This is a genomic window from Mesorhizobium sp. PUT5 (genome assembly GCF_052216645.1).
Lineage (GTDB): Bacteria > Pseudomonadota > Alphaproteobacteria > Rhizobiales > Rhizobiaceae > Mesorhizobium.
This window is the reverse complement of the sequence record NZ_JBQOSO010000003.1, coordinates 1225686-1243417: the sequence shown is the minus strand read 5'-3', so window position 1 is coordinate 1243417 and position 17732 is coordinate 1225686. Positions and strand designations below refer to the sequence as shown.

The following is a 17732-nucleotide window of genomic DNA, read 5'->3' as shown; positions in this document are numbered from 1 at the left end:
GATGAACCAGATTGACCTCAAAGGTCGAACAGCTGTCGTAACGGGCGGCGCGCAGGGCATCGGCCGGGCGGTTGCCGAACGGCTGATCGCATCGGGCGCACGCGTGGCCCTGTGGGACCAGGATGCCGAACTGGTCGAGCGCACAGCGGCCGAACTCGGCATGGGAACCACCTTCCAGGTCGTCGACCAGACCGATTTCGGCCTCGTTGAGGTGGCAGCAAGCGCAACGGAGGCGGCCCACGGCCGTATCGACATCCTGGTAGCCAATGCCGGCATTGCCGGGGCAAACGCCACCGTGGCCGACTATCCGATCGACGAATGGCGCCGCATAATCGACATCAACCTCAACGGGGTGTTCCACTGCTGCAAGGCGATTGTGCCGGGCATGATTGCCAGCGGCTATGGTCGAATCGTCAATGTCGCCTCCATCGCAGGCAAGGAAGGCAACCCCAACGCCGCAGCCTACTCCGCCTCGAAGGCCGGCGTGATCGCGCTGACGAAATCCCTCGGCAAGGAGACGGCAGGCAAGAACGTCGCGGTCAACTGCGTCACGCCGGCAGCCGCACGTACGCGCATTTTCGACCAGATGGCCCAGAGCCACATCGACTACATGCTTTCGCGCATTCCGCGCGGCCGCTTCCTCGAATTGAACGAAGCTTCGGCGATGATCGCCTGGCTCGTGAGCGAGGAGAACAGCTTCACCACCGGCGCGGTCTTCGACCTTTCCGGCGGGCGCGCAACCTATTGATCAGCAAGGATACGACGGCATGAAACTGGTACGATATGGCGAGCCGGGACAGGAAAAGCCCGGCATTCTCGATGCGGACGGCAAGATCCGCGACCTGTCCGGTATCGTCGACGATATCGCAGGCGCGGCGCTCGCGCCCCAAGGCCTCGACAAGATCCGCTCGCTCGACATCGATGCACTGCCTCGCGTCGAAGGCGATGTGCGTTACGGCCCCTGCGTCGGCCAGGTTGGCAAGTTCATCTGCATCGGCCTCAACTATGCCGACCACGCAGCCGAGTCCGGCATGCCCATCCCGAGCGAGCCGGTGGTCTTCATGAAGGCGACCAGCGCGATTTGCGGACCAAACGACACGGTCCTTATCCCGCGCGACTCCGTCAAGACCGACTGGGAAGTCGAGCTCGGCGTGGTCATAGGCAAGGGTGGAAAATATATCGAAGAGGCCGACGCGCTGTCGCATGTCGCCGGATATTGCGTGGTCAACGACGTGTCGGAACGCGAGTTCCAGATCGAGCGCGGCGGCACATGGGACAAGGGCAAGGGAGCAGACACCTTCGGCCCGATCGGCCCCTGGCTGGTGACCGCCGACGAGGTCGCCGATCCCCAGAATCTGGGCATGTGGCTGGACGTGGACGGCAAGCGCTATCAGGACGGCTCGACCAGGACGATGATCTTCGGCGTCGCTCACGTGGTGAGCTATCTGAGCCGTTTCATGAGCCTGCAGCCCGGCGACGTGATCTCCACCGGCACGCCTCCCGGGGTCGGCATGGGCCAGAAGCCGGCCATCTACCTGCGTCCAGGGCAGACCATGCGCCTGGGAATCGAGGGCCTCGGCGAACAAAAACAGGTCACCGCCCAGGACGGCTGAGGAACACGGTAAGAGTATCCGTGTTGGTCAATGCATTGATGGCGCCCCTAAGCGACCTCCTCCCGAGGGTGCGGTCGCCATCGCTGCGATCATACGACCGATACGATCGATATGACCCGACTCCTGAAGAGCATAATGACACGTGGTCCAAATCAGCCCGTCAGCAGGCGCATTGCGGCCTTTGTGTTGCGCGTCGGTTCCGGACGATCTCATCGAGCACGTAAGCCGTTGGTCGGTAGTCGCCCAGTCATGACCCGGCGCGCACTGTCAGCCACAAAAGCGTGATCGTTTCAGGCACATGCGTTTATGCGTCGCCGGCAAGCACTCTGAATTCGGCCGCCATGTCGGCTGCGGCCAACCCGGCCCCAAGGAGGACGCACGCCAGTATGCGTGCCTTGGGGCCCGTGAGGTCGCCGGCGAAAATCGCGCCGGCATGCATCAAGTCCGCCCCGCCGCCATTACCGTATACCGGCTTCACCCTGCCCTGTGTGCAGCGCGAGGTGACGATGACAGGTGTGCCGGCCGCGACAATGTCGGCCACGGCCTTTGCAACCGGCAGCGTGGCATTGCCTCGCCCGAAACATTCCAGAACGATTGCCTTCGCACCGCTCTGCGCGGAAAACCGCACGAACTTGTCGTCCACGCCGACCGCGAGCTTGATGAGATCGACCCGCGTTTCCAGCTTCTGCGGCCGGTAGGTCTTGCGCAGCGTCGGTGCGCGGAAGACGATGACGTCGCCCTCATCCACCTCCCCCAGTTTTCCGTGCTCGCCCGAGGCGAAAGTATCCACCCGCGAAGCATGCGTCTTGGTGACGTCACGGGCCGCGTGGAAATCCTGCTCGAACACGATGATTGCACCCAGGCCGACCGCCCTTTCGGATGCCGCCAGCCTTATCGCGTCCGCCAGGTTGCGCGGCCCGTCCGTGTCGGGGATGTCGGCGCTGCGCTGTGCGCCGGTGAAGACCATCGGCTTTCGGGTATCGACCACCAGATCGGCCAGGAACGCGGTCTCTTCCAGCGTATCGGTGCCGTGCGTGACGACGACGCCATCGATATCGTCTCTTCCCACATAGCTTTCGATACGCTTGGCAAGATCGAAGATGGTCGGCAGCTCAAGCGTGTAGGAGCCGACGTTGCAGAACTGATCGACGATCACCTCGACGCCGTTCGGGCGCCCGTGCAACGTCTCCAGCAGGGCTTCTCCGCTCATGTCGGCAATGCTGGAGCCATCGTCGGAAACGTGACGGGATGCGATGGTTCCGCCCGTCGCTATGACGACGACCTTCTTCTGCGCCATTCTTTGGGCTCCGGTTGTCATGTCCTGAAAATATCTCGGTTTGGAGACAGCTTGGTAAGGGCCGCGCTCATCTGGAGAGGAGATTGTCCCCGCGTATCGACCTGCACAAGGCCTCGGTCACCTCGCGGGTCGTCGCCGTGCCGCCGAGGTCGGGCGTCATGATGCCCGATGCGCAGACATGCTCGATCGCGCGCGTCAATTGCGCGGCAGCTTCGGCTTCGCCGAGATGGTCGAGCATCTGGACCGCCGTCCAGAACGTGGCGATCGGATTGGCGATGCCCTTGCCCATGATGTCGAACGCGGAACCGTGGATCGGCTCGAACATCGAAGGGAAGCGTCTCTGGGGATCGATGTTGGCGGTCGAAGCCACGCCGATGCTGCCGGCAAGCGCGCCCGCCAGATCGGACAGAATGTCGGCGTGCAGATTGGTGGCAACGATGGTGTCCAGGCTCTGCGGGTTGGCGACCATGCGAACCGTCATCGCGTCGACCAGCACCTTGTCCCAGGTCACGTCCGGGAAATCGCCGGCGACTTCCGCGGCGATTTCGTCCCACATGACCATGCCATGGCGCTGGGCGTTCGATTTGGTGACGACGGTCAGCAGCTTGCGCGGACGCGACTGCGCCAATGAGAACGCGTAGCGCATGATCCGCTCGACGCCGACCCTGGTGAAGACGGAAACCTCGGTCGCGACTTCCTCCGGCAGGCCGCGGTGCACCCTGCCGCCGGCGCCCGAATACTCGCCTTCCGAGTTTTCGCGCACGATCACCCAGTCCAGGTCGCCCACGCCGGCATTGCGCAGAGGCGAGGTGATGCCAGGCAGAATCTTAGTCGGCCTGACATTGGCATACTGGTCGAAGCCCTGGCAGATCGGCAAACGCAGGCCCCACAGCGTCACATGGTCGGGCACGTCCAGGGCGCCGACGGCGCCAAAGAAGATCGCGTCGTAGCGCTTCAGTTGCTCAAGGCCGTCGGCGGGCATCATCAACCCGTTGCGCCGGTAGTAATCCGAACCCCAGTCGAAGACCTTGAAATCGAATTTCAGGTCGGCGCGGCGTTCCGCCAGGGCTTCCAGCGCTGCGATGCCGGCCTCGATCACCTCCGGTCCGATACCATCCGCAGGTATGGCGGCGATGGAAAATTCACGCATGGTCCGTCACTCTCCGTATTGACACTGATCCGGATCGCGCATCGCCGAGCCGAGCGTTTTCCGGGCACCGGCTCGCCGCGACCTGGACGGTCGGGCAGCCTGCGGATCATCCTTGCCCTTGGATTAGAAGCGGAGAACGCTGCAATTCAATGCGCTTTAGTTTATACAAAAATCTGCTTTAATCGACCCGAAAGGGTTTCTGCCGATGGACCTCAATCAATTGCGCTGCTTCGTCATGGTGGCCGACGAACTGCATTTCGGAAGGGCCGCCCAGCGCCTCGACATGCTGCCCTCCTCCCTCAGCCGGCATATCCGAATGCTGGAAGAAGACCTCGATGTCCGCCTCCTGATCAGGACCACCCGCAACGCCACCCTGACCGAACACGGCGTTCTCCTCGTGGAGGAGGCGCGCGGCCTGCTCGCCAGGGCGGACGAGCTGGAGCGGCGGATTCGCGCCTTGAGCCGGGACCGGTCGGCGGTGCTGCGGCTTGGCGTCATCGACAGCGCCGCGATCGGCCTGGTGCCGCGCCTGCTGCACGATTTTCGCGAGATCGCGCCGGAAGTCACCGTTCAGGTGCTGGAGGACAAGACCAGCCGCCTGGTGCCCAGGCTGTTGTCCGGCCGGCTTGACCTTGCTCTTATCCGTCCCTCGGCCGCCCCCAGCCGCAGATTGGAAACGCTGTTCCTGCTGCATGAGACGGCGGTGGTGGCTGTCCCCGGCAATCACCAGCTTGCCAAACTGCCCAGCGTCTGGGTGGACGACCTGACCGACCAGACCCTGATCGTGCCGGAGCGGCGCTCGCGCCCGCACAGCCATGACCTGACCATGCGACTGTTCAGCGACCAGGGCCTGACGGCCAAGGTCGTGCAACTCGCTGACGAAAAACAGACCATCGTCAACCTTGTCGCCGCCGGCATGGGAATTGCCATCGTGCCGCGCTGGGTTTCCAAATTCTCGGTCGCTGGCGTGGCCTTCGTGCCTTTGATGTCGTCCGGCGGCGTGGTGCTGAAAAACCTGCCGCTGGCCGCCATCTGGACCAGCGGCACGCGCGATCCGGTGCGCGACCTGATGATCGGCATGCTGCGCGATCACATCGCCGACTATTCCAGGGACAGTTGATCCGGCCTGCAGGGTGCGATGTTTCGCGCCTCTGGATTATTGCGCTATTTAATATAATTGACCGCCGACGGCCGCAGCTTCAAAATTGGGCTTGCATCAGGTTGGCTGGGAAGAGACGCCAACGTAACAACCAAGAGGTGGACATGCGTAGATTTTTCGCGACGTTGTTGTGTTGTTCGGCGGCGGGCTTCGGTGCCTATTCCCCGGCACTTGCCGAGGATGCGCCGAAGAACGGGGTCATCGGCATGAGCGTGCCCGCGCTGCAGAACCCCTTCTGGCGCGCCTTCGCGGATTTCGGCGAGGCCGCGGCCAAGGAACTGGGCGCCTCGGCGGTGGTCGTGGACGCCGACCAGAGCGACGCCAAGCAGCTCGCCGACGTGGAAGGCCTCATTGCCCAGGGCGTAGGCTGCCTGATCATCACGCCGAACACCTCGGCGATCGCGCGCGGCCTCCTGAACAAGGCGGAAGCGGCGCAGGTTCCGGTGGTGTTCGCCGAGCGCTATCCCGGCTTTTCTCCCGCGGAATATGACGGCAAGAGCTATGCCGGCTTCATAGGCGTGGACAACAAGCTGGCCGGCTACAACATCGCCAAGGCGCTGTATGATTCCGGCGTGCGCCAGCTCGTGGCGATCGGCGGCGTGCCCGGCGGCGCCGTTGCCGACGAGCGCAGCGCAGGGCTCGCGCAGTTCCTGCAGGAACATCCGGACATGAAGATGCTGCAGGAACTCCGCAACGGCGAGCTGCGCCAGGACGGCTATACCGACGCGCAGAACTTCCTCTCGGCCTTCCCCGGACCGGGCTTCGAGGGGCTGTGGACTTACAATGACGATACCGCCATGGGTGCCATCAAGGCGTTCAAGGATGCCAAGGTGCTGGACAAGGTCAAGGTGGCCTCGATGGACCTGATTCCCGAGACCGTCGATGCGATCAAGGCCGGCGAAGCGCTTTATTCCACGGGCGGCCAGTGGGCTGAGAGCGGTCAGGCCGCGGTGATGTGCTACGACGCAATGAACGGCAAGGCGAACAACCCGCCGGTTCACGAAATTTCCATCCCCGGCGTGACCTCGGCGAATGTGGAGGCCTATGCGCAGCAATTCGTGGACTCCACGCCGAAATTCGACTGGAAGTCGCTGTCGCAGGTCTACAATCCCGACGCCAAGACCACCGACTTCGCCGTCACCATCAAGTAAGCGTCAGGCGCGACGCCGGAGTGCATCCGGCGTCGCGCCTTTGCGCGAGCGCCGGCTCCGTGGATGGCGATCGCAGCCAGACAAAGCAGAATCTCGATATGCAGATCTTCCAGCTAGAAGGCATAGGCAAGTCGTTCGGAGGCGTGCGTGCGCTTCGCTGGCGAGACGAGGACAGGGTCGAGATTTCCACCGGCGAGGTCTGGGCCTTCGCCGGCGAGAATGGCGCCGGAAAATCCACGCTTGCCGCGCTCCTTGCGGGGGTAACGTCGCCCAACCGCGGCACGATGCGGCATGAAGGCGAGCCCTATGCACCGGCGTCGGTGAACGAGGCCAAGGCCCGGGGTGTCCAGATCGTGTTTCAGGAACCGGCGCTGATCCCGTCCTTGACGGTCGCCGAGAACCTCTTCATCGGCCGGGAAGCCGAGTTTTCGCGCTTTGGCCTGCGTCTCGGCCGGCGCATGGTGGCGCAAGCGCGCAAGCTGCTTGCGGGGGTCTGCCCGCATGTCGATCCCCAGGCCGTGGCACGAGACCTTTCGCTGGAAGACCAGAAGCTGGTCGAAACCGCGCGAGCCGTTTCCACGAATCCGCGCTGCCTCATCTTCGATGAGACGACGGCCACGATGTCGAGCCGCAACACCGCGCTCCTGTTGGATCTGATCGCTCGGCTGAAACCGACGACGGCCATCATCATGGTGACGCACCGCACCGAGGAGATCTTCGCCGTCACCGACAAGCTGCTCATCCTCAAGGACGGGGCATTCGTGGCGGTGCGGGACACCGCCGCCACCACGCCGGACGAACTGTCGAACCTGATGGTGGGCCGCGATGTCGACCTGCACATCCGCAGCACCGGGGCCGGGAACGCAGAGGAGGAACCTCTCCTCGAAATCGAGGGCCTGACCGTTGCCGGCGGCGTGCGAGATTTCTCGCTGCGCCTGGCCAAAGGCTCGATCGTCGGCATCGGCGGGCTTGCCGGAGCGGGCCAGGAGCGCATCCTGAGCGGCATTTACGGGACGCAGCCCTCCTCATCCGGCCGCGTCGTCGTCAAGGGAAAGATCTATGACGGCCGCAGGCCCCGCCGGTCGATCGGGCTGGGCCTCATGTACGCTCCGAAGAACCGCGACCGCGAGGGGCTGATCCTGCAACAGAAGGTGCGCAGCAACATCGTGCTGTCCGTGCTGGATCGGCTGTCGGCCGGCGGCCTGGCGAGCAAGGCGCGGGAAACCTCGCTGTCCTCGCAGCTTGCGTCCCGGCTCAACGTCAAATGCCGCTCTGTCGAGGAGAATTGCCAGAACCTGAGCGGGGGCAACAGGCAAAAGGTAGTGCTTGCCAAGTTGCTGGCCACCGAGGGCGATATTTTCCTGCTGGACAATCCCACGCGCGGCATCGACATCGGCGCCCGCGCGGAAATCTATCAGTTGCTCAACGACCTGACCGCAAGGGGCGCAGGCGTCATCCTCGTCAGCGACGAGCTTCAGGAACTCTTGCAGATGAGCGACACGATCATGCTTATCCGAGACGGCAGAGTGGCCAAGACCTTCGATCGCAAGGACAAGCCGCAGGAAAGCGACCTGATCCGCCACATGATCTGACCTGCCTGACACGAACAGTTCAATCTGCCGCCGGCCACGGCGGCGACCATCAAGCGAGACGGACATGAATTCTGACACCGGCAGCGGAAGCGAGAGCGTCAAGGCCAACGAGGCGCCAGGCAGGACGATGCCGAACATACGCGCGCTGGTGCCGTATCTGGCATTCGTGCTGATCTTCGCATTCTTTTCGATCATGGCGTTCGACCGCTTCAACACGCTGCACAATTTCAGCACCATCCTCCAGCAGGCTACCGTGCTCGCCATCGTCGCCTTCGGCATGCATTTCGTCATCAGCACCGGCAGCATCGACCTGTCGGTGGGCTCGACACTGAGCCTTGCCGGCCTCGTGGGGGCTGCGGTGTCGCTTTGGGCCGGTCCGCTGGGCATTGTCGCCGCTCTTGGCGTGGGCGCGCTGGTCGGGCTGTTCAACGGGGTCGTGTTCACCTATCTGAAGGTCCCTTCCTTCATGGTGTCGCTGGGAACGCTGCTGGCGGTGCAGGGACTGACCATCGTCTATTCGCGCAGCAATCCGATCGTCATCGACGCCTCCATCATGCCGATCGGCATGTTTCCGAACATCGTCTATGTGGCGGCCGGCGTGTTCGTGCTGTGCTATGTTCTTTACAACCACACGACCTTCGGCCGCTATTGCATGGCCATCGGCGGCGACGAGCGCGTTTCGGGCATGAGCGGCCTGCCGGTCAACGCCATCAAGGTATCGGTCTTCGTGGTGTCCGGCCTGCTGGCCGGCCTCGGCGGCATCGTGATGGCGGCAAGGCTCGGCGCCGCGACCCCGACCGCCGGCAGCGCATTCGAGTTGAGCGTCATCTCCGCCGTGGTGCTGGGCGGCACCCCCCTGACGGGCGGCGTGGGCAGCATGCAGAACACGGTCATCGGCGCCCTGATCATTGCCATGTTGGGCAACGGCCTGATCATCCTGGGCATCTCGTCCGAAATCCAGAAAATCATCACCGGACTGATCCTGATCCTGGCCGTGTTCCTGTCGCTCGAACGCGGCAAGATCGGCGTGATCAAGTAAAGGGTCGGACTGGCAACGCAAGGACAGGCAGGAGACTAAAGTGGCAAAGAAAACAGTTATCATCAGCGGCGCCGGCATCGGCATTGGTCACGCAACAGCGCTGGCCTTCGCGGCCGACGGCTACCGCGTATACGTCACCGACATCCTGGAAGAAGAGGGCGACCGCGTCGTGGAGGAGATTCGCGCCGGCGGCGGCGAAGCCGTGTTCCGTCGCCTCGACGTCACCCGCAGCGAGCAGGCCGACGCCATCGTCGCCGAGATCGACAAGAACCATGGCGGCGTCGATGTCGTGGTCGCCAATGCCGGCATCGCCCATCGCGTGCCCTTGGCCGAGATGACGGATGCCAAATGGGACCTCACCCACGAGATCGACCTCAAGGGAGTGCTGAGGCTCGCCCGTGCAGCCGCCCCGCGCATGCGCGAGCGCAGGTCGGGAGCGATCGTGGCCGTGTCGTCGATCTCCGGCATCGCCTATGGCTGGGCCGAACATGTCCACTATTCCGCCGCGAAGGCCGGAATTCTGGGCCTGGTGCGCGGGCTGGCGGCGGAACTGGGGCCTGACGGCATACGGGTCAACGGCGTCGCACCAGGTTTCATCCGAACCGCGCAGTCTCTCTCGGAAGAGCATTCCATGGGCGAGGCCAAACTGGCCGCCCAGGTGCCGGCGGTTCCGCTGCGGCGCATCGGGCAGCCCGACGACGTGGCCGACGTGATATTGTTCCTTGCCTCCAATGGCGCACGCTACATCACGGGCCAGACAATTCTGGTCGATGGCGGCCTGACCATTCAACAGGGGTAGCTGGGGGCTTTCAGAAAGTTGGCGGAAAGGCGCTGCTCCTGCGCCGGCACTGAGCACGCTAAGTTGATTTGAATCCGGTCCGCGGACTCCGATGCGGACCGGCGGCATTGTCGGAGCCGCGTCGGGGCCGCACATGCCCCACCAGAAAGCGCCTAGCGCGGTCGCCCTCGGCCCCGATTATCTGCGGGCAACCTGTCGAGGCGCTTACGGCTAGCCGACGTTCTGCTCTTCCGTAGCTTCGTGCACCTCGACCGGCTCGACCGCTTCTTCCTCCTCGGGCGCCACCTCCTCGTCGGACAGGTTGGCCTCGATGCGTGCCAGAAGCTTGAAAAGCTGCTTCTGCTCCTTCTTGTCGAGGCCCTTCAGCGCCTGTTTCTCGGTCTTCTTCACCGATTTCTCGATGGCCTGGATGGCGGCGCGGCCGGCATCGGTGAGGAAGATGTGGGACTGGCGCGCGTCGGCGTTGGAAGCGCGCTTTTCCAGGAAGCCCTGCGCCTGCAGGCGGTTGATGGTCTTGGTGATGGTGGGGGGGCGCACGCCCAGCCGCTCGGCCAGGCCGCCGGGCGTCTGGCCGTCGTCGCGGCCCAGCGCCAGCATGATCTGGTCCTGCCCGGCGTAGAAACCATGGGTCAGAAGCCGCGCCGCCAGCGCGGTGCGCGCCAGCCTCGCGACCGAATGCAGCCGGCTCATCGTCGCGCTTCTGTCTGCCTTGACCATGTCGAACTCCCTGCGTCGCCCGCTGCTGCCAATGCCAGCCTCATGTTACAACCAGATGACAAAGCTTATCCGGCTGAACATCCCGGCACCACTATCACTCGGAGGTAGGGCCTATACGACCTGGCCGGCGCACCAGCCCGACGACCAGGCCCACTGGAAGTTGTAGCCGCCGAGCCAGCCGGTGACGTCGACCACTTCACCTATGAAATAGAGCCCCGGCACCGATTTCGCCACCATGGTCTTCGAATCCAGATCGCGCGTGTCGACGCCGCCCAGCGTCACTTCGGCCGTGCGGTAGCCCTCCGAACCCGCCGGCTTGACGCGCCAGTCGTTGACCCGGGCCGAGACGCCGCGCAGCCTGTCGTCGGACATGTCGGCGAGATGGCCGTCGAGGCCGCAATCCTGGGCGATGGTCTGCGCCAGCTTCTTCGGCAAAAACGCGGCCAGCGCCGTCTGCACGGCCAGCCTGCCATTGCCGGCGCGCGCCTGCCGCAGGGCTGCGAAAACATCGGTCTCCGGCGCCAGGGCGATGGCGATCTCGTCGCCCTCGCGCCAATAGGAGGAGATCTGCAGGATGGAAGGCCCGCTGATGCCGCGATGGGTGAACAGCATCGCCTCGGCGAACCGCGTCCTGCCGCAGGAGACGACGGCGTCGACCGCAACGCCGGCGAGCGGCCGCAGCCGCTCCAGCATATGCGGCTCGAAGGTCAGCGGCACCAGGGCGGGCCTTGTCTCGACCACGCGCAGGCCGAACCGCGCGGCAACGTCGTAGCCGAAGCCGGAGGCGCCCATCTTGGGAATGGATTTGCCGCCGCTCGCCACGACCAGCGAAGAGCAGCGCACGGCCCCTTCCGTCAGCTTCACGACGAAGCCGGTTTCGGTCTTGTCGATGGCTTCGGCGCGCGTGTTCAGCCGGAGCGCCGCGCCGTGGCGCCTCATGCCGTCCAGCAGCAGGCCGACGATCTGGGTGGCGGAGCCGTCGCAGAAAAGCTGCCCCAGCGTCTTTTCGTGGAAGGCGACGCCATGGGAACGGACCAGCGCGACGAAATCGTGCTGGGTGTAGCGTTTCAGCGCCGAGATGCAGAAATGCGGGTTCTGCGAGGTGAAATTCTTCGGCCCGGCATGGATGTTGGTGAAGTTGCAGCGGCCGCCGCCGGAAATGCGGATCTTTTCGCCGGCGGCCCTGGCATGGTCGACGACCAGCACCTTGCGGCCGCGCCTGCCCGCCTCGATCGCGCACATCATGCCGGCCGCGCCAGCCCCTATGACGAGGACGTCCACAGAATCCACCCGCCGGTCTCCTTGCAAAGCGGCCTATCAGCGGCTTCCTATAGCGTGGGATCGCCAGCATGCCTCCTGAAATCCGGCCGGCTCCCCGCGACATTTCCAACAATGCGGCAGAGCCCGCATTCACCCGTGCAAATCGGCGCCGGCCGTCCTATATCGGGCCCAGACCGAATTCCCGAGGGCATCATGAGCCAGACCCAGACACAAATTCCCGTAACCGTTCTCACCGGCTATCTCGGCGCCGGCAAGACCACCCTGCTCAACCGCATCCTGTCGGAGAACCACGGCAAGCGCTATGCCGTCATCGTCAACGAGTTCGGCGAGATCGGCATCGACAACGACCTGATCGTGGAATCCGACGAGGAGATCTACGAGATGAACAATGGCTGCGTGTGCTGCACGGTGCGCGGCGACCTGATCCGCGTGGTCGAGGGGCTGATGCGCCGGCCCGGCCGCTTCGACGCCATCGTGGTGGAGACAACCGGCCTTGCCGACCCGGTGCCGGTGGCGCAGACCTTCTTCATGGACGAGGACGTGCGCGCCAAGACGCGGCTGGACGCCGTGGTGGCGCTGGTGGACGCCAAGCACCTGCCGCTGCGCCTCAAGGATTCCAGGGAGGCCGAGGACCAGATCGCCTTCGCCGACGTCATCGTGCTGAACAAGACCGACCTGGTAAGTCCCGAGGAGCTGCGCGAGGTCGAGGCCACCGTGCGCGCCATCAACCCCACCGCCCGCATCCACCGCACCCAGCGCTCGGGCGTGCCGCTCTCCGCCGTGCTCGACCGCGGCGCCTTCGACCTGTCGCGCGCGCTGGAGAACGATCCGCATTTCCTCGACGCCGACGAGCATGACCACGATCACGAGTGTGGGCCGGACTGCGACCACGACCATCACCACCATCATCACGATCACGATCATCATGACGGACACGTCTCGCCGATCCACGACGTGACGGTGCAGTCGGTGTCGCTGCGCGGCAGCGAGATGGACTCGCGAAAGTTCTTCCCATGGATCGAGAAGGTGACGCAGCTCGAAGGCCCGAACATCCTGCGGCTGAAGGGCATCATCGCCTTCAAGGACGATCCCGACCGCTACGTGCTGCAAGGCGTGCACATGATCATCGAAGGCGACCACCAGCGCCCGTGGAAGGAGGGCGAGACCCATGAAAGCCGGCTCGTATTCATCGGCCGCCAGCTCGACGCCGAGCGGCTGAAGAAGAGTTTCGAGGCGTGCCAGGCATGACGCAGCGCCTCGACGGGTCCCTCCCCCGTGAGGGGAGGGTGGCCGCGCAGCGGCCGGGTGGGGTCTTCCGTGCCGGACCCGACGCAGTCCTCATGCCGAGCACTGCCGCAGCAACCCCCTCTGGCCGCGATGCAGCCATCTCCCCCGCGAGGGGGGAGAGGGGGTCGCGCTGATGCCCACAGTCGCCCCGCTTGATCTCGAAGGCCATTGCGTGGCCGTCGTCTTCCTGGACGACGTGCCGCATTTCGCGTTCGCCGACGGCGCCGTCCACCGCCTTGACCACGGCCACAAGACCTCGCAGGCCAATGACGGCCTGCTCTGCGCCTTTCACGACGCGGCCAATGACCGTCTGGTCACGGGCGGCGAAGATGGAAAAATCTTTGCCGTTGCGCCCGGCGGCAAGGTGGAGGAACTGGCCAGCGCCGGGACGAAATGGATCACCAGCGTCGCCGCCGGCCCGCAGGGCGCGGTCGCCTACGGCACCGGCCGCACGGCCTTCGTGCGTTTCGCCGACGGCAAGGTGAAGGAGTTTTCACATCCGCGCTCGGTGGAAGGCATAGCCTTCGCGCCGAAAGGCATGCGCATCGGTGTGGCCCGCTACAATGGCGCGACGCTGCATTTCCCCGCGGCCGAGGGCAAGCCCGTGGAGCTGGAATGGGCCGGCGCCCATACCGGCATCACCTTTTCGCCCGACGGCGCCTTCCTCGTCACCACCATGCAGGAGAACGCCCTGCACGGCTGGAAGCTGGCCGATGGGAAGCACATGCGCATGTCGGGCTATCCGGCCAAGGTGAAAAGCCTGTCGTGGAGCGCCAAGGGCAGATGGCTGGCGAGTTCCGGCGCGCCGGCGGCGATCGTGTGGCCCTTCCAGGGCAAGGACGGGCCGATGGGCAAAGCGCCGCTGGAACTGGCCACGCGCGGCAACACCATGGTGACCTGCGTTTCCTGCCACCCGAGCGAGGACGTCGTGGCCATCGGCTACGAGGACGGCATGGTGCTGGCCGCCCGCTTCGCCGACGCCAAGGAGGTACTGCTGCGCCGGCCCGGCAAGGGCGCCGTCACCGCAATGGCCTGGGACCGCGCGGAACGGCGCATCGCCTTCGGCAGCGCGGCGGGCGACTGCGGCGTGATCGACATAGCGGGGTGAGCCGGCCGCGCGCCATTGCCTGTCGGTTGGCGGACGGCTAAAACTCTGCCGAGAGAGGCATTTCGGCGGACATATCTTGGTTCTGGCAGGGACGGCGGCGACCACACAGGGCGGCATTACAAGCGCGCGCATCGCGGCGTTGCGCCAGGCGGAGGCGGAAGCGTTCCGCAAGGCACGGCCGAAGTCGCAGGCGAAGCTCGGCAACGGCATGGCCGGCTTCCTCGGCGGCGTGCCCATGCACTGGATGACGGATTGGCCCACCCCCTTCCCCATCCTGGTCGACCGCGCGCGCGGCGCCACCATCACCGACATCGACGGCAACCGGCTGGACGATTTCTGCCTCGGCGACACGGGCTCCATGTTCGGCCATTCGCCCGCGCCGGTGGCCCGCGCCATCCGCCGCCAGGCCGGGCGCGGCCTCACCTACATGCTACCCTCGGAGGATGCGCTGGCCATCGGCCCGCTGCTGCAGGAGAAGTTCGGCCTGCCCCTGTGGCAGATCGCCACCACCGCCACCGACGCCAACCGCTTCGCGCTGCGCGTCGCCCGCGCAGTGACCGGCCGGGAAAAGATCCTCGTCTTCAACGGCTGCTATCACGGCTCGGTGGACGAGACGATGGTGCGGCTGAAGGACGGGAAACCCGTCAACCGGCCGGGGCTGGCCGGCGAGTTCCGCGATCTTACGCGCGCCACGAAGATCGTGGAGTTCAACGACGCTCCGGCGCTGGAGGCCGCGCTTGCCGACAGGGACGTCGCCTGCGTCATCACCGAGCCGGTGCTGACCAATTCCTGCATGGTGCTGCCCGATCCGGGCTTTCACGCCGAGCTTCGCCGGCTGACGCGGGCTGCCGGCACGCTGCTGCTCATCGACGAGACGCACACCATCTCCACCGGCCCCGGCGGCTACACCAGGGCCTTCGGGCTGGAGCCCGACCTTTTCGTGCTCGGCAAGCCGGTGGCCGGCGGCGTGCCGGCCAGCGTGTGGGGTCTGAGCGAGGAGGTCGCCGCGCGCTACGGCGCGTATGAGCGCACGAAGGAGCCCGGCTATTCCGGCATGGGCACGACATTGTCGGCCAATCCGCTGCAATTCGCGGCGATGCGCGCGACGCTGGAAGAGGTGATGACGACCGAAAACTACGCCCATATGGAGCATCTCGCCCGCCGTCTCGACGCCGGGCTGACGGCGGCGATCGGCCGCCACCGCCTGCCCTGGCATGTGGCGCGCGTCGGCGCTCGGGTCGAATTCATCTGCGCGCCGGGGCCGCTGAAAAACGGCGGGGAGGCGGAGGCCGCGCACGCGCCCGAACTGGAGGCGGCCATCCATGTGGCGCTGGTCAATCGCGGCGTGCTGATCGCGCCCTTCCACAACATGATGCTGGTCTCGCCCGCCACCACCGCCCGCCAGGTCGACCTGCTGATCTCGGCCTTCGGCGATGTGGCGGGCAAGCTTGCCTGATCTGGACACGACCATGACCTCCCCCTCCGGCTCGACCCTCGACGAGGCAAAAAAATTCCTCGAAGCCCATCCCGGGATCGAGGCATTCGACATCGTGCTGACCGACCCCAACGGCGTCGGGCGCGGCAAGATCATCCGGCGGCACGAGTTGACCGGCATCTACGAGAACGGCCGGCACCTGCCGATCTCCATCCTCGGCCTCGACATCACCGGCGAGGACGTGCACGAGACCGGGCTGATCTGGGATTCCGGCGACGGCGATTTGCGCGCCTGGCCGATCCCCGGCACGCTGGTGCCGCTTCACGGCACCAGTCCGGCGCGGGGGCAGGTGCTGATGGCCATGCACCATCTCGACGGCCAGCCGATGAGTTCCGACCCGCGGCATGCTCTGGCCCGGCAGGTGGAGAGACTGGCCGAAAAGGGCCTCTCCCCGGCCGGCGCCTTCGAGCTGGAGTTCTTTCTGCTGGCCAACGACCGCGATGCCGAGGGCAAGGTGCAGCCGGCGCGTGCGGTGCTGGACGGCCGCCGCTCGGGCAAGACCGAGGTCTATTCGGTCGACCACCTGCACGGCATGGAGCCGCTGTTTTCCGACATCTACGCGGCGGCGAAGGCGCAAGGGGTACCGGCCGAGACGGTGATTTCCGAATATGCGCCCGGCCAGTACGAGCTGACGCTGAACTACCGCAAGGACGTGCTGCGCGCCGCCGACGACCTCGTCATGCTGAAGCGGCTGGTGCGGGGGCAGGCGCGCCGCCATGGCGTCACCGCCTGCTTCATGGCCAAGCCGATCGAGGAATATGCCGGATCGGGCATGCATTTCCACGTCTCGCTGCTGGACGACAAGGGCGCCAACGTCTTTTCCGAGGCCGAGGGCCAGAAGTGGTCGCCCCGGCTGCTGCACGCGCTGGGCGGGCTTGCCCAGACCATGGCCGAATCCATGCTGGTGTTCGCCCCGCACGCCAATTCGTGGCGGCGCTTCGTTTCCCAATCCTACGCGCCGGTGGCGCCGAGCTGGGGCGTCAACAACCGCTCGGTGGCGCTGCGCGTGCCGGCCGGCGACGTGAAGGCGCGGCGCATCGAGCACCGGCCGTCGGGCGTCGACGCCAATCCCTATCTGGTGGCCGCCACGGTGCTGGCCGGCATCTCCAGGGGGCTGGACGAACAGCTCGACCCCGGTGCCGAAACCACCGGCAACGGCTATGAGGCGGCGGCCGAAGCCGGCAAGGCCATGCCCTCCGACTGGCGCGCGGCGATCGAGGCGGCCAGGGCTTCGGCCTTCCTGCGCGAGGCGCTGGGGCCGGACCTGCACCGCACCTTCACCGCCATCAAGCAGGCGGAATATCTGCGCGTGGCGCGCACGGTGAGCGAGCTGGACTACCATCTCTACCTGCACGAGGTGTAGCGCGGCGATTTCGCGGAACCATCGCCCGCCCCGGCCATTGCAAAGGCACGAAGCGCAGATGGCAGGCGAAATGGCACCGGACGAGGATGCGGCGACGCTGGCCGAGGCCCGCGCAGCGGCGAAAACCTGCCGGCGCTGCACCCTTTGGCGCGACGCGACCCAGACCGTGTTCGGGGAAGGGCCGCAGGATGCCGAAGTGGTGTTCGTCGGCGAACAGCCGGGCGACCAGGAGGACATCGCCGGCAAGCCTTTCGTCGGCCCCGCCGGCAAGCTGTTCGACGCCATTCTCGAGGAAGCCGGCATCGAGCGGGACAAGACCTATGTCACCAATGCGGTAAAGCACTTCAAGTTCGAGCCGCGCGGCAAGCGCCGCATCCATTCCAAGCCCAATGCCGGCGAGGTGCGCGCCTGCCGCTGGTGGCTGGACAAGGAACTGGGCTTCATCCGCCCGAGGCTCGCCGTGGCGCTGGGCGCCACCGCCACGCTGGCGCTGGCCGGCAAGGCGCTGCCGGTGACCCGGATGCGCGGACAGACGCTCGCGCGCGAGGACGGATTGAAGGTGTTCCTCACCGTCCATCCGTCCTTCATCCTGCGCATCCGTGAGGAGGCGGACAAGCAGGCCGAACGGGCGCGGTTCCTCGCCGACATGCGGGCGGTGAGGAAGCTGATGGGGTGAGGGGC

At 65.6% G+C, this 17732-nt stretch carries 16 protein-coding genes; 12 read left to right on the top strand and 4 right to left on the bottom strand.

Features of this window, described 5'->3' with window-relative positions; all coding sequences use genetic code 11:
- The first annotated feature begins 1 nt into the window (after position 1).
- Positions 2-748, top strand: a complete 747-nt coding sequence (locus tag ACTDI4_RS07480; protein ID WP_442840551.1) for an SDR family NAD(P)-dependent oxidoreductase — start codon at positions 2-4, stop codon at positions 746-748.
- A gap of 19 nt (positions 749-767) precedes the next feature.
- Positions 768-1613: a fumarylacetoacetate hydrolase family protein gene (locus ACTDI4_RS07475; protein WP_442840550.1), complete on the top strand. Its 846-nt coding sequence runs from the start codon at positions 768-770 to the stop codon at positions 1611-1613.
- A 304-nt stretch (positions 1614-1917) separates the two neighbouring features.
- On the opposite strand, the gene ACTDI4_RS07470 is transcribed toward ACTDI4_RS07475, so the two are convergent.
- Positions 1918-2910, bottom strand: a complete 993-nt coding sequence (locus ACTDI4_RS07470) for an asparaginase (RefSeq protein ID WP_442840549.1) — start codon at positions 2908-2910, stop codon at positions 1918-1920.
- 67 nt (positions 2911-2977) lie between these two features.
- A complete protein-coding gene (locus ACTDI4_RS07465; RefSeq protein ID WP_442840548.1) occupies positions 2978-4060 on the bottom strand; it encodes a tartrate dehydrogenase in 1083 nt (360 codons plus the stop codon).
- Between the two features lie 205 nt (positions 4061-4265).
- Between ACTDI4_RS07465 and ACTDI4_RS07460 the strand changes: the two genes are divergently transcribed.
- The 5 genes from ACTDI4_RS07460 to ACTDI4_RS07440 all read left to right on the top strand — a co-directional run bounded on the left by ACTDI4_RS07460 (position 4266) and on the right by ACTDI4_RS07440 (position 9800).
- On the top strand, positions 4266-5180 hold the full coding sequence (locus ACTDI4_RS07460; RefSeq protein WP_442840547.1) for a LysR family transcriptional regulator: 915 nt from the start codon (positions 4266-4268) through the stop codon (positions 5178-5180).
- 143 nt (positions 5181-5323) lie between these two features.
- Positions 5324-6370, top strand: a complete 1047-nt coding sequence (locus ACTDI4_RS07455; RefSeq protein WP_442840546.1) for a sugar ABC transporter substrate-binding protein — start codon at positions 5324-5326, stop codon at positions 6368-6370.
- Between the two features lie 98 nt (positions 6371-6468).
- Entirely contained in the window at positions 6469-7962 is a 1494-nt protein-coding gene (locus ACTDI4_RS07450) for a sugar ABC transporter ATP-binding protein (RefSeq protein ID WP_442840545.1), read from the top strand.
- 64 nt (positions 7963-8026) lie between these two features.
- The gene (locus ACTDI4_RS07445) at positions 8027-9001 is read left to right on the top strand and encodes an ABC transporter permease (protein ID WP_442840544.1); all 975 of its coding nucleotides are present in this window, start codon (positions 8027-8029) and stop codon (positions 8999-9001) included.
- Between the two features lie 40 nt (positions 9002-9041).
- Complete coding sequence (locus tag ACTDI4_RS07440) at positions 9042-9800, top strand: SDR family NAD(P)-dependent oxidoreductase (RefSeq protein ID WP_442840543.1); 759 nt, start codon at positions 9042-9044, stop codon at positions 9798-9800.
- A 210-nt stretch (positions 9801-10010) separates the two neighbouring features.
- On the opposite strand, the gene ACTDI4_RS07435 is transcribed toward ACTDI4_RS07440, so the two are convergent.
- Both ACTDI4_RS07435 and ACTDI4_RS07430 read right to left on the bottom strand, forming a co-directional pair.
- A complete protein-coding gene (locus tag ACTDI4_RS07435; RefSeq protein ID WP_442840542.1) occupies positions 10011-10517 on the bottom strand; it encodes a MarR family winged helix-turn-helix transcriptional regulator in 507 nt (168 codons plus the stop codon).
- Between the two features lie 111 nt (positions 10518-10628).
- Complete coding sequence (locus ACTDI4_RS07430; protein WP_442840541.1) at positions 10629-11807, bottom strand: NAD(P)/FAD-dependent oxidoreductase; 1179 nt, start codon at positions 11805-11807, stop codon at positions 10629-10631.
- A 183-nt stretch (positions 11808-11990) separates the two neighbouring features.
- Between ACTDI4_RS07430 and ACTDI4_RS07425 the strand changes: the two genes are divergently transcribed.
- From ACTDI4_RS07425 to ACTDI4_RS07405, 5 genes are all read left to right on the top strand, one after another.
- Positions 11991-13046, top strand: coding sequence for a CobW family GTP-binding protein (locus ACTDI4_RS07425; protein WP_442840540.1), 1056 nt, complete (start codon positions 11991-11993; stop codon positions 13044-13046).
- Between the two features lie 172 nt (positions 13047-13218).
- Positions 13219-14193 carry a WD40 repeat domain-containing protein gene (locus tag ACTDI4_RS07420; RefSeq protein ID WP_442840539.1) on the top strand — a complete coding sequence of 325 codons (975 nt, stop codon included), beginning with the start codon at positions 13219-13221 and terminating at the stop codon, positions 14191-14193.
- 76 nt (positions 14194-14269) lie between these two features.
- A complete protein-coding gene (locus ACTDI4_RS07415; RefSeq protein ID WP_442840538.1) occupies positions 14270-15649 on the top strand; it encodes an aspartate aminotransferase family protein in 1380 nt (459 codons plus the stop codon).
- A gap of 13 nt (positions 15650-15662) precedes the next feature.
- Positions 15663-17051 carry a glutamine synthetase family protein gene (locus ACTDI4_RS07410; RefSeq protein WP_442840537.1) on the top strand — a complete coding sequence of 463 codons (1389 nt, stop codon included), beginning with the start codon at positions 15663-15665 and terminating at the stop codon, positions 17049-17051.
- Entirely contained in the window at positions 17029-17727 is a 699-nt protein-coding gene (locus ACTDI4_RS07405) for a UdgX family uracil-DNA binding protein (RefSeq protein ID WP_442843288.1), read from the top strand. Before ACTDI4_RS07410 ends, ACTDI4_RS07405 begins: the two co-directional genes overlap by 23 nt.
- Positions 17728-17732 lie beyond the last annotated feature (5 nt).